General features: G+C 65.8%; 10 protein-coding genes. 4 read left to right on the forward strand and 6 right to left on the reverse strand.

Annotation, left to right across the window (positions count from 1 at the left end):
- Positions 1-41 precede the first annotated feature (41 nt).
- A complete protein-coding gene (locus ABIC76_RS15060; protein WP_354534454.1) occupies positions 42-2,321 on the forward strand; it encodes an Orn/Lys/Arg family decarboxylase in 2,280 nt (759 codons plus the stop codon).
- 121 nt (positions 2,322-2,442) lie between these two features.
- On the opposite strand, the gene ABIC76_RS15065 is transcribed toward ABIC76_RS15060, so the two are convergent.
- The 4 genes from ABIC76_RS15065 to ABIC76_RS15080 all read right to left on the reverse strand — a co-directional run bounded on the left by ABIC76_RS15065 (position 2,443) and on the right by ABIC76_RS15080 (position 6,222).
- Positions 2,443-3,174, reverse strand: a complete 732-nt coding sequence (locus ABIC76_RS15065) for a DNA alkylation repair protein (RefSeq protein WP_354534455.1) — start codon at positions 3,172-3,174, stop codon at positions 2,443-2,445.
- Positions 3,175-3,336: 162 nt separating this feature from the next.
- Positions 3,337-4,752 carry an argininosuccinate lyase gene (gene argH / locus ABIC76_RS15070; protein WP_027680809.1) on the reverse strand — a complete coding sequence of 472 codons (1,416 nt, stop codon included), beginning with the start codon at positions 4,750-4,752 and terminating at the stop codon, positions 3,337-3,339.
- 103 nt (positions 4,753-4,855) lie between these two features.
- Positions 4,856-5,575, reverse strand: a complete 720-nt coding sequence (locus ABIC76_RS15075) for an anti-sigma factor (protein ID WP_354534456.1) — start codon at positions 5,573-5,575, stop codon at positions 4,856-4,858.
- Positions 5,575-6,222, reverse strand: a complete 648-nt coding sequence (locus ABIC76_RS15080; protein ID WP_102066589.1) for an RNA polymerase sigma factor — start codon at positions 6,220-6,222, stop codon at positions 5,575-5,577. The genes ABIC76_RS15075 and ABIC76_RS15080 overlap by 1 nt, the downstream gene beginning before the upstream one ends.
- Before the next feature lie 206 nt (positions 6,223-6,428).
- Here ABIC76_RS15080 and ABIC76_RS15085 point away from each other — a divergent pair, with 206 nt between their 5' ends.
- A complete protein-coding gene (locus tag ABIC76_RS15085) occupies positions 6,429-7,034 on the forward strand; it encodes a ferritin-like domain-containing protein (RefSeq protein ID WP_354534457.1) in 606 nt (201 codons plus the stop codon).
- 32 nt (positions 7,035-7,066) lie between these two features.
- On the opposite strand, the gene ABIC76_RS15090 is transcribed toward ABIC76_RS15085, so the two are convergent.
- On the reverse strand, positions 7,067-7,951 hold the full coding sequence (locus ABIC76_RS15090) for a LysR family transcriptional regulator (RefSeq protein WP_354534458.1): 885 nt from the start codon (positions 7,949-7,951) through the stop codon (positions 7,067-7,069).
- Between the two features lie 125 nt (positions 7,952-8,076).
- Between ABIC76_RS15090 and ABIC76_RS15095 the strand changes: the two genes are divergently transcribed.
- A complete protein-coding gene (locus ABIC76_RS15095) occupies positions 8,077-9,504 on the forward strand; it encodes an MFS transporter (protein ID WP_354534459.1) in 1,428 nt (475 codons plus the stop codon).
- Here ABIC76_RS15095 and ppc read toward each other — a convergent pair whose 3' ends face one another.
- Entirely contained in the window at positions 9,505-12,513 is a 3,009-nt protein-coding gene (gene ppc / locus ABIC76_RS15100; RefSeq protein ID WP_102066586.1) for a phosphoenolpyruvate carboxylase, read from the reverse strand.
- Positions 12,514-12,622: 109 nt separating this feature from the next.
- Here ppc and hemC point away from each other — a divergent pair, with 109 nt between their 5' ends.
- Positions 12,623-13,639, forward strand: a complete 1,017-nt coding sequence (hemC, locus tag ABIC76_RS15105) for a hydroxymethylbilane synthase (RefSeq protein ID WP_354534460.1) — start codon at positions 12,623-12,625, stop codon at positions 13,637-13,639.
- Positions 13,640-13,647: the final 8 nt, after the last annotated feature.

Here is a 13,647-nt window from a genome sequence, read left to right on the forward strand (position 1 = left end):
ATCCGGAGCGGTGCCTTTAGCTTCATCCATAAGGAACCACGATGAAATTCCGTTTTCCCGTCATCATCATTGACGAGGACTTCCGCTCCGAGAACATCTCCGGGTCGGGCATTCGCGCGCTGGCCCAGGCCATCGAAACCGAAGGCATGGAGGTCATCGGCCTCACCAGCTATGGTGACCTGACCTCGTTCGCGCAACAGTCGAGCCGCGCGTCCACCTTCATCGTCTCGATCGACGACGATGAATTCATCAACCCGGACAACGACAAGCCGGAACCGGAGGCGGTTGAAAACCTGCGCGCCTTCGTGGCCGAAGTGCGTCGCCGCAACGCCGACATCCCCATCTTCCTGTACGGCGAAACGCGCACCTCGCGCCATCTGCCGAACGACGTGCTGCGCGAGCTGCACGGGTTCATCCACATGTTCGAGGACACGCCCGAGTTCGTGGCCCGACACATCATCCGTGAAGCGCGCAATTACCTGGATTCGCTGCCGCCGCCGTTTTTCAAAGCCCTGATCGACTACGCGCAGGACAGCTCGTATTCGTGGCATTGCCCGGGGCACTCGGGCGGCGTGGCGTTCCTGAAGAGCCCGGTGGGGCAGGTGTTTCACCAGTTCTTCGGCGAGAACATGCTGCGCGCCGACGTCTGCAACGCCGTGGAAGAACTGGGTCAGCTGCTGGACCACACCGGCCCCGTCGCCGCGTCTGAGCGCAACGCTGCGCGCATCTTCGGTTCCGACCACATGTTCTTCGTGACCAACGGTACGTCGACGTCGAACAAGATGGTGTGGCACGCCAACGTGGCGCCCGGCGACATCGTGGTGGTCGACCGCAACTGCCACAAGTCGAATCTGCACGCGATCATGATGACGGGTGCGATTCCCGTGTTCCTGATGCCGACGCGCAACCACTTCGGCATCATCGGCCCGATCCCGAAGAGCGAGTTCGAGCCGGAAACGATTGCCAAGAAGATTGCCGACCATCCGTTTGCCAGCAAGGCCAAGAACAAGAAGCCGCGCATCCTGACCATCACGCAGGGTACGTACGACGGCGTGCTGTACAACGCCGAGATGATCAAGAACATGCTGTCGACCGAGATCGACACGCTGCACTTTGACGAAGCCTGGCTCCCGCACGCGTCGTTCCACCCGTTCTACGAGAACATGCACGCGATCGGCCACGGCCGTCCCCGCAGCAAGGACGCGCTGGTCTACGCGACGCAGAGCACCCACAAGCTGCTGGCCGGTCTGTCGCAGGCCTCGCAGATCCTCGTGCAGGATTCCGAGACGCGCAAGCTCGATACGTACCGCTTCAACGAGGCGTATCTGATGCACACGTCGACGAGCCCGCAGTACTCGATCATTGCCTCGTGCGACGTCGCCGCGGCGATGATGGAAGCGCCGGGCGGCACCGCGCTGGTGGAAGAGAGCATTGCCGAAGCGCTGGATTTCCGCCGCGCCATGCGCAAGGTCGAGCACGAATACCTGGGCGCGAATGGCGGCAACGGCCGCGGCGACGACTGGTGGTTCAAGGTCTGGGGCCCGGACGACCTGTCGGACGAAGGCATCGAAGAGCGCGCAGCGTGGATGCTCAAGGCCAACGAGCGCTGGCACGGCTTCGGCAACCTGGCCGAAGACTTCAACCTGCTCGATCCGATCAAGGCCACGATCATCACCCCGGGCCTGGATGTGGACGGCAAGTTCAGCGATTCCGGCATTCCGGCCGCCATCGTCACGCGCTACCTCGCCGAGCACGGCATCATCGTCGAGAAGACCGGTCTGTACTCGTTCTTCATCATGTTCACCATCGGCATCACCAAGGGCCGCTGGAATTCGCTCGTGACGGAGCTGCAGCAGTTCAAGGACGATTACGACAACAATCAGCCGCTGTGGCGCGTGTTGCCGGAATTCGTGCGCCAATATCCGCAATACGAGCGCATCGGCCTGCGTGAACTGTGCGACAACATCCACAGCGTCTATCAGGCCAACGACGTGGCCCGCGTGACGACCGAGATGTACCTGTCCGACATGGAGCCGGCGATGATCCCGTCGGACGCCTGGGCGAAGATGGCGCACCGCGAGACCGAGCGTGTGGCGATCGACGATCTGGAAGGCCGCATCACCGGTATCCTGCTGACGCCGTATCCGCCGGGCATTCCGCTGCTGATTCCGGGCGAGCGCTTCAACAAGACGATCGTGCAGTACCTGCAGTTCGCACGCGAGTTCAACAAGCTGTTCCCGGGCTTTGAGACCGACATCCACGGGTTGGTCGAGGAAGAGGTCGACGGCAAGATGGGGTACTTCGTCGACTGCGTGCGCTGAGTTTTAGTCGTACCAAGAGAAAAGCCGCGCGAGAGTATCGGGCGGCTTTTTTGTTTGGCGCTTCTGCGCCGCATTCGGCTGTATGAAGTGTTACCGACCGCTGCAAGGCAAAAAACGTGGGCTATCGGTTCTTCGCCCGGAGGCGTTGCAGCCGCTGCTGCTGCGATGGCTCCAGCGCTCGGGTCGCCTCCCTGAAAGTCAAAGCCGACATCTCGCCAGCATGTCGCTCCACGAAGCCGATCGTTCGCAATGGCGTCTTTTTGCAGGTCGAGCGCAGCACCCATCCGATTGCCTTTCGGATGAAGAACTCCCGCTCCTGCAGCATCGGAGCGGCCCGCCGTTCGAAACGTTCGAAGTCACCTTGGCCGGCTGCGAGTCGGTCATGATTGGCTAACAGCGCACTGCGCCGCACCCAGAAATTCGTGTGTGCGGACCATTCGTCCAGGTCCGTCTCGACCGCTGGTATCCGGGTGGCCAGCGCGCCAACCACTTTGATCGCAAGCCAGTCGACATGGGCCCAGGTCGTGCTTCGATCGATCAGGCCCTTCAACCATCCGACATCCGATTTGCGGAGCAGGTCGCTCCGCAGTTCGAGCACCGCGATTCCAGCGGATCGCAACTCATGGGTGTGCGTATTCCAGAGCGCCCCGACCAGCCCCTTGAGGTCTTCCACAGTAAGGGCAGGGTGGTCGGCGACAAAGGTGCGGGCCACCCGTCGCACAGCTGGCACGGAAGCACCGATGAAGCGGAGCTCGCTCTTCAGGTATTGCTTTTCTTGTTCCGCCCTCTCGGCAGTAGCGGCCCCGGCGAGGGACTCGGCCAACTGGGCGACAACGGTCGTCTGGTCGTTCAAAAATCGCCCTCCTGTGCGCGTTGGCTTGCAGCATAGCCGTGCTTCGCAAACATCGGCAATTCGCCAGACCGCGCCAGCGATCGAGAGTGCCAGCGTGCGTCACAAACAAAAACGCCGCGCTGATCAACTCAGCGCGGCATTTTTGTTTGAAGCGGCTGCGAATTACTCAGCCAGTGCAGCCCGCGCAAACGCAATGGCCTGCTTCACCTGCTCCGGCGCCGTCCCACCGATGTGGTTACGCGAGGCGACCGAGCCTTCCAGCGTCAGCACGGCGTGCACATCGTCGCTGATCAGATCGGACTTGTCGCCCAGGCCGCAGATGTCACGCAGTTGCGCAACCGACAGGTCCGCCAGGTCGCAACGCAGGTCGTCGCAGGCGCGCACGGCGTGGGCCACGGCTTCGTGCGCATCGCGGAAGGGCAGGCCGCGCTTGACCAGGTAGTCGGCCAGGTCGGTGGCGGTGGCGTAGCCCTGCAGCGCGGCGGCACGCATGGCGTCCGCCTTGACCGTGATGCCCGGCACCATGTCGGCAAAGATGCGCAGCGTGTCGACCACCGTATCCACGGTGTCGAACAGCGGTTCCTTGTCTTCCTGGTTGTCCTTGTTGTACGCCAGCGGCTGGCCCTTCATCAGGGTGAGCAGGCCGATCAGGTGGCCGTTGACGCGGCCGGTCTTGCCACGCGCCAGTTCGGGAACGTCCGGGTTCTTCTTCTGCGGCATGATCGAGCTGCCGGTGCAGAAGCGGTCTGCAATGTCGATAAAGCCCACGCGCGGGCTCATCCACAGCACCAGCTCTTCAGAGAAGCGCGAGATGTGCGTCATGACGAGCGCGGCGGCGGCGCAGAATTCGATGGCGAAGTCGCGGTCCGACACGGCATCCAGCGAGTTGCGGCACACGCCGTCAAAGCCGAGTTGCTGGGCGACGAATTCGCGGTCGATCGGGTAGCTCGTACCGGCCAGCGCGGCGGCGCCCAGCGGCAGGCGGTTGACGCGCTTGCGGGCGTCGAGCATGCGCTCGGTGTCGCGCGTGAACATCTCGACGTAGGCCAGCAGGTGGTGGCCGAACACCACCGGTTGCGCGACCTGTAGGTGCGTGAAGCCCGGGACGATGGTGTTGGTGTGCTGCTCCGCCAGGTCCAGCAGCGCGCTGCGCAGGGCCTTGAGCAGACCGACGATGTTGTCGATCTCGCTGCGCAGCCACAGGCGGATGTCGGTGGCGACCTGGTCGTTGCGCGAGCGGCCCGTGTGCAGGCGCTTGCCGGCGTCGCCCGCCATGGCGGTCAGGCGCGCTTCGATGTTCAGGTGCACGTCTTCCAGATCCAGCTTCCACTCGAACGTGCCGGCCTCGATCTCCTGGCGGATCTGCGCCATGCCCTTTTCGATTGCGGCGCGATCGGCTTCTGCGATGATGCCCTGCTTGGCCAGCATGGCAGCGTGCGCCAGCGAGCCCTGGATGTCGAACAGAGCGAGGCGCTTGTCAAAGAACACCGACGCGGTATAGCGCTTGACGAGATCGGACACCGGCTCGTTAAAGCGGGCGGACCACGCTTCGGCCTTCTTGGCGAGTTGGGAGGTCATGGGCGGACAGCAGGAGGAGCGCGGCCGGCGAGGCGCCAGCCGCAAATTCAGGAAACCGCGATTATATCGCCCGCCGGGCCTTCCGGCCCCCGCGCCGGGGTGCCTACAGCGTGCTGTCGATCAGCGCGCCCTTGAAGACCACCGGGCCCGTCGGCCCCTCCGGATTGGGCGAGCCACCACGCGGTTCCACGCTGATGGCGAGCGCCGGCACTTGCCGCAACGGCTGCGCCACCGTCAACCGCACGGCACGCTGGTGCCCGATCACCCCAAGTGACTGCGGATGCCCGCCGGGTGGCAGCGCCCAGAGCTGCAAGGCCTGTTCGGTATTGAGCGGCGTTGCGTCCAGTCGCTTGAGCGACAGCGTGCCGGTGCGCGCATCCCAGGTGACGAGGACGGCCGCCTGGGCCTGCGCGTCCTGCAGCACGGCCACGGCGTTGGCGACAGGCGCTTCGCGCAATTGCTGCGCCAGCCGCAGGTTCAGCCCAATCGCGACCGCTGCGACCACCGCCGCGACCGCCGTGGCGCTGCGCCAGAAGCCTGCACCCTGCCAAAGCCGTTGCCAGAGCGCCTTCTGCTGCGGCGCGGGCTCGCGCCAGCCGAGTTGCACTTCGATGCGGCGGAGAATGTCCGGCAACGGTGCCGTGGCCGGCTGAAGCGAGGGCAGATCGGCCAGATAGCGCTGCCAGCGTTCCACCGTCGCGCGCGTGGCGGCGTCGTGGCGAATGATCTGCTCGAAACGGCGGCGTGCGCCGGCGCGCAGCGTTCCGACCGCGTATTCAGCGGCCAGCTTGTCGACGAGTTCGGGGTGGCGGCGCGGGTCCATCACGGTGCTCCGAGGCATTCGCGCAGGCGGTCCAGACCGCGCCGCATCCAGGATTTGACGGTGCCCAGCGGCAGCGACAGCGATTGCGCCAGCTCGCTGTGCGACAGGTCACGCAGATACGCGAGCGACACGACCTGGCGTTGCTTCGGGTCGAGCCGCTTGAGGCATTCGGCGAGCGCGCGGGCCTGCTGACCGGCGAGCGCGATGTCCGCAGGGCCCGGAGCGTGGTCGGCCAGGACATCGGCGTAGGCGTCGTCCAGGGGCACGGATTCCTGCACGCGCTCGGCATGCTGGCGGCGCAGGCAATCGAGTGCACGGTTGCGCACGATGGTGGTCATCCACGTCATGGGGGCGGCCAGATGCGGGCGGTAATCGCCGGCATGGCGCCAGATGTTGACGAAGCTTTCTTGCAAGACGTCCTCGGCCCAGTCCTTCCTGACCAAGATACGCAGCGCGAGCCCAAACAGTTTCGGTGCGCAGCGCGTATATAGCGTGCGCAGGGCGTCGCGGTCACCCAGGCTGATGCGTTGCAGCAATGCGGCCAGCTCTTCAGCGTCGGCGCTCGAGAGGCGCGCTGCCGCGGACGTCGCTGGCGGGTCGGCAGGTTGCTCGGCGGGGTCTTCGGCGGAGCGCTGATAGGTGAGCACGTGGGCAGGTTTCTGTGGACGGTTTTGCCCAAAGTGTAGGTAGAAACCGTGCTCGTGGGTGAATTCACGTGAAAGGCGCTGAGGTTTTTTTGCATCCAGTTGGGCACGCCCTTCGTACAAGCGATCAGGCGCTGGATAAACGCCCGCGATTCGGACTTCGTACCGCACGGGTCGCGCTTCCTTCCCACAATGCAAGGAGATCGACGATGGATACAACCCAAGAGATGGATCAGTTGGCGAGCGACAGCCCGCGCATCGATGCACGCCGTCGGGTGTTGCTGCGCGCGCCGGGGCTGATGGCGCTGGGCTCGCTGGCGGCGGTGTCGCTGGGGCAGTCGATGCCGGCCTGGGCGCAGACGCAATCGGGCAGCGTGAAAGACGACGTCAACATTCTGAACGTGGCGCTGGGCCTCGAATATCAGGCCATCGCCGCGTATCAGGTCGGCGCGGAAAGCGGCCTGTTGCAAAAGCCCGTGCTCGCAACGGCGGTGAAGTTCCAGGGCCACCACAAGGCGCATGCGTCGGTGCTGGCGGGGGCGATCTCCAAGCTGGGCGGCACGCCGGTCATGGAGAAAACGGCGGCGGAATACAACTTTCCGGTCAGCCAGTTGAAGACGCAGGCCGACGTGCTGCGCTTTGCCGCGGGACTGGAGAAGGGCGCTGCCTCCGCTTACCTGGGGGTGATACCCAGCTTCTACACGCGCGACCTCGCCAAGGCCGCCGCCAGCATCCTGGGCGACGAGACGATGCATTGGGCGGTGCTGCTCTCGGCGCTGGGTGAAGACCCGGTGCCGGTCGCGTTCATCAGCTAGGCGGTTTGTTGGGCCGCCACACCGGCCGCTCGTTACGGTGTGGCGGTTTTTTTGTGCGCGTCGAACGCTTCGACGATGCAGTCGAGCAAGGCACGCACGCGCGCGGTCTTGTGCAGATCGGCGTGCGTCACGAGCCAGACGTCCTGCATGCTGCGGCGGTTGGGTAGCACGCGCACCAGTTGCGGATAGGCCTCCGCACGGCGGCAGACCAACTCGGTGATCCCCATGCCCGCAGCCACCGCCTCAAACAGCGCCAGCGCCGAGTTGCTCTGCAAGACGACACGCCCGCGCGTAATGGGCTCGCCGCAGAGGTCTTCCCACATCCATGGCACTTCGTTGCGCGGATAGAGCACGAGATCGTGCCCCGCAAAGGCCGTCCCTTCCTCGGGCTCGCCACGGGCAGCCACGTAGCTCCGGCTCGCATAGATACCGGTTTCCATTTGTCCGATACGCCGCGCGATGAGGTCCGGAGAATCGGGCCGCAGCGTGCGCACGGCCACGTCGGCCTCGCGCTTGGTGAGGTTGGCAATGCTCTTGGACGCCATGCAGACGACGTCGATGCCCGGATGCTGCTGCCGCAGCTGCGCGATGGCCGGCAGCACAAACGTGGCGGCCATGGTGTCGGTCGTGGCCACGCGGATCGTGCCGGCGAGTTGATCGTCGATGCCGGCAACGCGGCGCTCAATGGTGTGCGCCGCCTGCTCCATCGCTTCGGCCGGGCCGATCAGCGCTTCGCCGGCAGGCGTGAGCACCAGCGCGGTCGACGTCCGCAAGAAGAGCTTGGCTGACAGCTCGTCTTCCAGCGCGGCGATGCGGCGGCCCACCGTGGCCTGATCCACGCCCAGACGCTGGGCCGCGCCGCGCAGCGTGCCCGTGCGCGCCACGGCCAGGAAAAAGCGTCCGTTATCCCAGTTCACGTCTGGCTCCGAATGTTCGTAGATGGATGATGCAGATTTGCAGTGGTGCGATGCAAAAACGCTGCTTTTTTGCATGCAATCCCCAGCCTACACTGGGCTGCATGAAATTTCCAAACGGTTCCGCCATGTCTTCATGCAACGCCAACTCCATGGGAGCGGCGCCCCGGGCTGATTTGCAACCCGACCTCAGCCGGTGGCGCCGCAACGCCACGCTGGGCATTCTCACGTCGGGCGTGTTCATGGCCGTGCTCGACACCACCGTGGTCAACGTGGCGCTCATCGCCATGCGCGACAGCCTGCACAGCAGCGTCGCAGAACTTGCTTGGATCGTTGACGCCTACACGCTGGCGTTCGCCGCCTTCATCCTCACAGGCGGTTTGCTGAGCGATCGCATTGGCGCGCGCACCGTGTTCATGGCGGGGATGGCGGTCTTCATCGTTGCGTCGGCCGGTTGTGGAGTGGCGCCGACCGTCACCACGCTGATTGCCGCGCGCATCCTGCAGGGCGTGGGCGCGGCGATGTTTCTGCCGAGTTCGCTGTCGCTGATCCGCAGTACGTTCGAGGATCCGCGCGAGCGCGCCTGGGCCATCGGCCTGTGGGGCGCCATCGTCGCGACTGCCGCAGCCGTGGGCCCGGCGTTGGGCGGCGTGCTGGTCGACACATACGGCTGGCGCAGCGCCTTCCTGATCAACGTGCCGCTGGGCGTGGTCGGCATGCTGGGCACGTGGATGATCGTGCGCAACGACCCGCCGGCACGGGCCAAGCCATTCGACTGGGCGGGGCAGGTGACGAGCGCCGTGATGCTCGCGGCGCTGTGTTTTGCCGCGATCGAGTGGCCGGTGCGCGGCGCGCTCTCGCCCTGGGTGTGGGGTGCGGCGCTGCTGACGGTGGCGGCCGGCGCGCTGTTCGTTGTGGCCGAACGCCGTGCGCGCGCGCCGCTCGTGCCGCTGGCCTGGCTGGGGCATCGCACGCTGGGCGCGGTCAATGGCGTGGGGTTCCTGCTGAATTTCGGCTATTACGGCGCGCTGTTCGTGCTGAGCCTGCATTTGCAGAACGTCGAGCACCTGAGCGCACGGCAGACCGGTCTCGTCATGCTGCCGATGGCGGTGAGCCTGTCGGCGGGTAACATCTTCGCCGGCAAGCTGATGGCGCATTTTTCCACGCCGACGATGATGCTGAGCGGCCTCGTGATCGGCGCAGCGGGTTTGCTGGCAACGTCGGCTGCGCTGACGGGCCATGTGCACCTGTGGGTGGTGAGCGCGACGATGGTGGCTTACGGCGGCGGTACCGCGCTGGCGATTGCGCCGATGACCTCGACGATCCTGTCGGCGGCGCCGGGCGAGCTGGCCGGTACGGCGTCGGGCCTGCTCAACGCCGCGCGGCAGACGGGCAGTTTGCTGGGCGTGGCAGCGGCGGGCGCCGTCGTGACGGTGGTGCCCGAGCTGGCGCACGCCTCGCCGATGGTGTTTGGCCTGATGACGCTGTCGTACGCCGGCGCGATGGCGATGGCGTGGATCAGCCGACGCCCGGCCGCCACCGCGCTGGCTGCCTGATCAGCCGCTGTTGCGCAGCCCGGCCGCAATCCCGTTGATCGACAGATGGATGCCGCGCCGCACGCGTGCATCGTCGCTGCCGGCCTTGCCCGAGCGGAAGCGCTTGAGCAGCTCGACCTGCAAGTGGTTCAGCGGGTCGAGATACGGGAAGCGGTTCTTGATGGAGCGCGCCAGCAGCGGGTTGTCGGCCAGGCGCTCCGACTGCCCCGTGATGGCGGCCAGCATCTGCTCGGTCAATGTGAACTCGGCCGAGATGCGCGAGAAGACCGCGTTACGCAGCTTGCGGTCGTCGCAGAGCTGCGCGTAGCGCGACGCCACGTTCAGATCCGCCTTGGACAGCACCATGTCCATGTTCGACAGCAGGTTCGCAAAGAACGGCCACTGCTTGTGCATGCGCTTGAGCGTGGTCAGGCGCGCGGCGCGGGCCTTGGCGTTGCCGGCGTCGTCCAACCAGCGCTGCACCGCGCTGCCAAAGCCGAACCAGCCCGGCAGCAGCAGACGGCATTGGCCCCATGAGAAGCCCCACGGAATCGCACGCAGGTCTTCGATGCGGCGGTGCTTCTTGTCCATCAGCTTGCGCGAGGCCGGGCGCGAACCGAGGTTCAGGTCGGCAATTTCGGTGATGGGCGTGGTGGCGAAGAAGTAATCCTTGAAGCCAGGGGTCTCGTAGACGAGGTTGCGGTACGCGGCAAAGGCGTTGTCCGACAGCGCCTGCATGGCGGCTTCGAACTCCTCCAGGCCCTTGGGGCGGTTGCGCGTAGGCAGCAGCGTCGCTTCCAGCGTGGCAGCGACGATGGTCTCCAGGTTGCGCCGGCCGATCTCCGGATTGGCGAACTTGCTGGAGATGATTTCGCCTTGTTCGGTCAGACGGATCTGGCCGTTCACGGTGCCCGGCGGCTGCGACAGGATGGCCTGGTAGGTCGGGCCGCCGCCTCGGCCCACCGTGCCGCCGCGGCCATGGAACAGGCGCAGGCGCACGCCCTTGCGCTCGAACAGTTCCACCAGCGCCAGCTCGGCCTTGTACAGCTCCCAGTTGGAGGTGAGGAAACCGCCGTCCTTGTTGGAGTCCGAGTAGCCGAGCATCACTTCCTGCTCGTTGCCCTGCGCGGCCAGCACGGCATCGAAGCCGGGCAGGGCCAGCAGATCGCCCATGATTTCCGGGGCATTGCGCAAGTCTTCGATGGTTTCAAACAGCGGGATCACCATGACGTCCAGCGCGGCGCTGCCGCTGCCATTGGCGCCCGTGCGGAACATACCGGCTTCCTTCTGCAGCAGCATCACTTCGAGCAGGTCGGACAGCGTCTCGGTGTGCGAAATGATGTAGTTGCGCACGATGCGATTGCCGTAGCGGGCACGCACCTCGCGCGCGGCGCGGAAGATGTCGATTTCCGACGTGGTCTGTTCGCTGTACGCGTGGAACGGCAGCGTCAGCACGCGCGGCTGTTGCAGCTCGCGCAGCAGCAGCGTGCGTTTGTCGGCCTCGGACAGCGCCGCATAGGCGCCTTCCACACCGGCCACCTTCAGCAGCTCGGCAACGGTCGCTTCGTGCACGTCCGACACCTGCCGCAAATCGATCGACGAGAGATGGAAGCCGAACACATCGATCGCGCGCGCCAGCGATGCCAGCCGCGCGTCGGCCAGCACCTCGCCGTGGTGCGCCGCCAGCGAATCGATCACGATCTGGATGTCGGCGCGCAGTTCTTCTGCGTTGCTGTAAGCCGGAGCGGGCCCGACGGCGTGGCGGCCGGCGTCTTCACCGGTCAGCTCACGGCACGTGGCGGCCAGTCGCGCGTAGACGCCGATCAGCGCGCGGCGGTACGGCTCGTCCGCGCGATGTTCGGAGTGGTCGGGCGAGCGTTCGGCCAGCGCCTGCAGTTCCGCGCTCACATCCACCAGCGACGTCGACATCGACAGCTCCGCGCCCAGCGCGTGGATCTCTTCCAGGTACCACGCCAGGATCACGCTTGCCTGCTTTTGTGCCGCGTCGCGCAACGTCGCTGCGGTGACGAAAGGATTGCCGTCGCGGTCGCCGCCGATCCACGAGCCCATCTGGAAGAAGGGCGGCAGCGGGGCCGGCTCGCCGCGTGCACCGCGACGCGGGAACACGGTCGCGATGTCTTCTTCCAGCTCACGGTACAGCGCCGGGATTTCGCGCAGGAAGGTGGTCTGGTAATACGACAGCGCGTTTTCAATCTCATCGGCCACCATCAGGCGCGTGGTGCGCAGCATGCGCGTTTGCCACAGCTTGGTGACGTGGGCGCGCAGCAGCGCCGTGTTGCGCTCGCGCTCGCGTGTGGTGAGGGGTGCGTCGCGTTCGGCCAGCAAGCGCGCGATTTCGCGTTGCGCATCGAGCGTGCTCTTGCGCTGCACCTCGGTCGGGTGCGCGGTCAGTACCGGCACGATCAGCGCGGTTTCAAAGAAGCGACGCAGCACGTCGCCCGACAAGCCCTCGTCTGCGGCCGACAGCAGCGCGCGCATCAGGCTGCCCGGCTGCGGCGGCGATCCGGCCAGCGCATGCACGCGGCGGCGGCGATTGTGATGCTGGTCTTCAGCGATGTTCGCCAGATGCGAGAAGTAGCTGAAGGCGCGCACCACCGACGTGGTCTGGTCGCGCGAGAGCGTTTTCAGCAGCCGGTCGAGATCCTGCTCGGCCTGGCGGTCGCCGTCGCGGCGGAAGCGCACGGCGGTCTGGCGGATGGTCTCGACGGTTTCGAAAACGGTGCCGCCTTCCTGGTCACGCAGCACGTCGCCCAGCAGGCGCCCGAGGAAGCGGATGTCTTCCTTCAGCGGCTGATCCTTGGCCGCGGCGCTGCCCGACGAGCGTCGGGAAGTGGGGCCGAGTGATGCGCCATTGGCTTCGTCCGCGCCATTGGCCTTGGCCACCGGTTTCGCGGCGGGCTTGGCTGTCTTGATGGCCTTGGGGGTCTTGCTGGTCTTGGCGGGGGCGGCGGAAGCCTTGCGGGCTGTGGTCGCGCGCGAGGAAGCGCGGCGCGCGGCGGGCTGCGTCATGGTGTCTCCTAGGTTGGGTGCTCGAAGGTGCCTGAAGGGCCCTCGTTTCTGTATCACTTCAACGTGATAGCCGGACTGTCGCGAAAAAGCTGCGTGCTACCATTGCCGCATGTCTTCCAACGCCCGTCCGACTCCCGTCGAATCCCAGCTTGCAACGACTCCTGCAGCCCAGGCGCCGACCAAGCTGGTCATTGCCTCGCGCGAAAGCCGGCTCGCCCTCTGGCAAGCCGAACACGTGCGTGCTGCATTGCAAAAATACTATCCCGCGTGCGACGTGTCCATCCTTGGAATGACCACGCGCGGCGACCAGATTCTCGACCGGTCCCTCGCCAAGGTGGGGGGCAAAGGTTTGTTTGTGAAGGAACTGGAAGTCGCGCTGGCCGAGGGCCGTGCCGATCTGGCGGTCCATTCGCTCAAGGATGTGCCGATGGAACTGCCGGAAGGTTTTGCGCTGTCGACCATCCTCGAACGCGAAGACCCGCGCGACGCCTTTGTTTCCAACGACTACGCCGATCTGGCTTCGTTGCCTGCCGGCGCCGTGGTGGGCACGTCGAGCCTGCGCCGCGAGGCTTCGTTGCGGGCGCGGTTTCCGCATCTGGTGATCCAGCCGCTGCGGGGCAACCTCGATACGCGCCTCGGCAAGCTCGATCGCGGCGACTACGCTGCCATCATCCTGGCTGCCGCCGGGCTCAAGCGCCTCGGGCTGGCCGATCGCATTCGCTCCATCATCGCGCCGGAAGAGTCGCTGCCGGCAGCGGGGCAGGGTGCGCTCGGCATTGAAATTCGCGCGGATCGTGAAGACGTGCGCGCGTGCCTCGCGCCGCTGCACGATGCACCGACTGCGCTGGCCGTCACCGCTGAACGCGCTGTTTCCCGCATTCTCGGCGGTTCGTGCCAGGTGCCGCTCGCCTCGTTCGCGCAGTGGTCGGGCGCAGGCACCTTGCGCTTGCGTGCCTTTGTCGCGTCGCAGGACGGCACCCGCAAACTTGCCGCAGATGGCGAAGCCACGCCATCTACGCTGGCCGAAGCTGACGCACTGGGTGTGCGCGTCGCCCAGCAGATGCTGGCCGGCGGTGCACGTGACATCCTTGCCATGCTGGGCGCCGACGCGCCGCCTGCTACCTAACTCCCACG

The organism is Ralstonia sp. 1138 (assembly GCF_040544795.1).
GTDB lineage: Bacteria > Pseudomonadota > Gammaproteobacteria > Burkholderiales > Burkholderiaceae > Ralstonia > Ralstonia flatus.

What these genes read in the sequence shown, in the direction of transcription:
- ABIC76_RS15060 (WP_354534454.1), top strand. Translation starts at nt 42, where the DNA reads ATGAAATTCCGTTTTCCCGTCATCATCATTGACGAGGACTTCCGCTCC.
- argH (WP_027680809.1), bottom strand. Translation starts at nt 4,752, where the DNA reads ATGACCTCCCAACTCGCCAAGAAGGCCGAAGCGTGGTCCGCCCGCTTT.
- ABIC76_RS15075 (WP_354534456.1), bottom strand. Translation starts at nt 5,575, where the DNA reads ATGGACCCGCGCCGCCACCCCGAACTCGTCGACAAGCTGGCCGCTGAA.
- ABIC76_RS15085 (WP_354534457.1), top strand. Translation starts at nt 6,429, where the DNA reads ATGGATACAACCCAAGAGATGGATCAGTTGGCGAGCGACAGCCCGCGC.
- ABIC76_RS15095 (WP_354534459.1), top strand. Translation starts at nt 8,077, where the DNA reads ATGTCTTCATGCAACGCCAACTCCATGGGAGCGGCGCCCCGGGCTGAT.
- ppc (WP_102066586.1), bottom strand. Translation starts at nt 12,513, where the DNA reads ATGACGCAGCCCGCCGCGCGCCGCGCTTCCTCGCGCGCGACCACAGCC.
- hemC (WP_354534460.1), top strand. Translation starts at nt 12,623, where the DNA reads ATGTCTTCCAACGCCCGTCCGACTCCCGTCGAATCCCAGCTTGCAACG.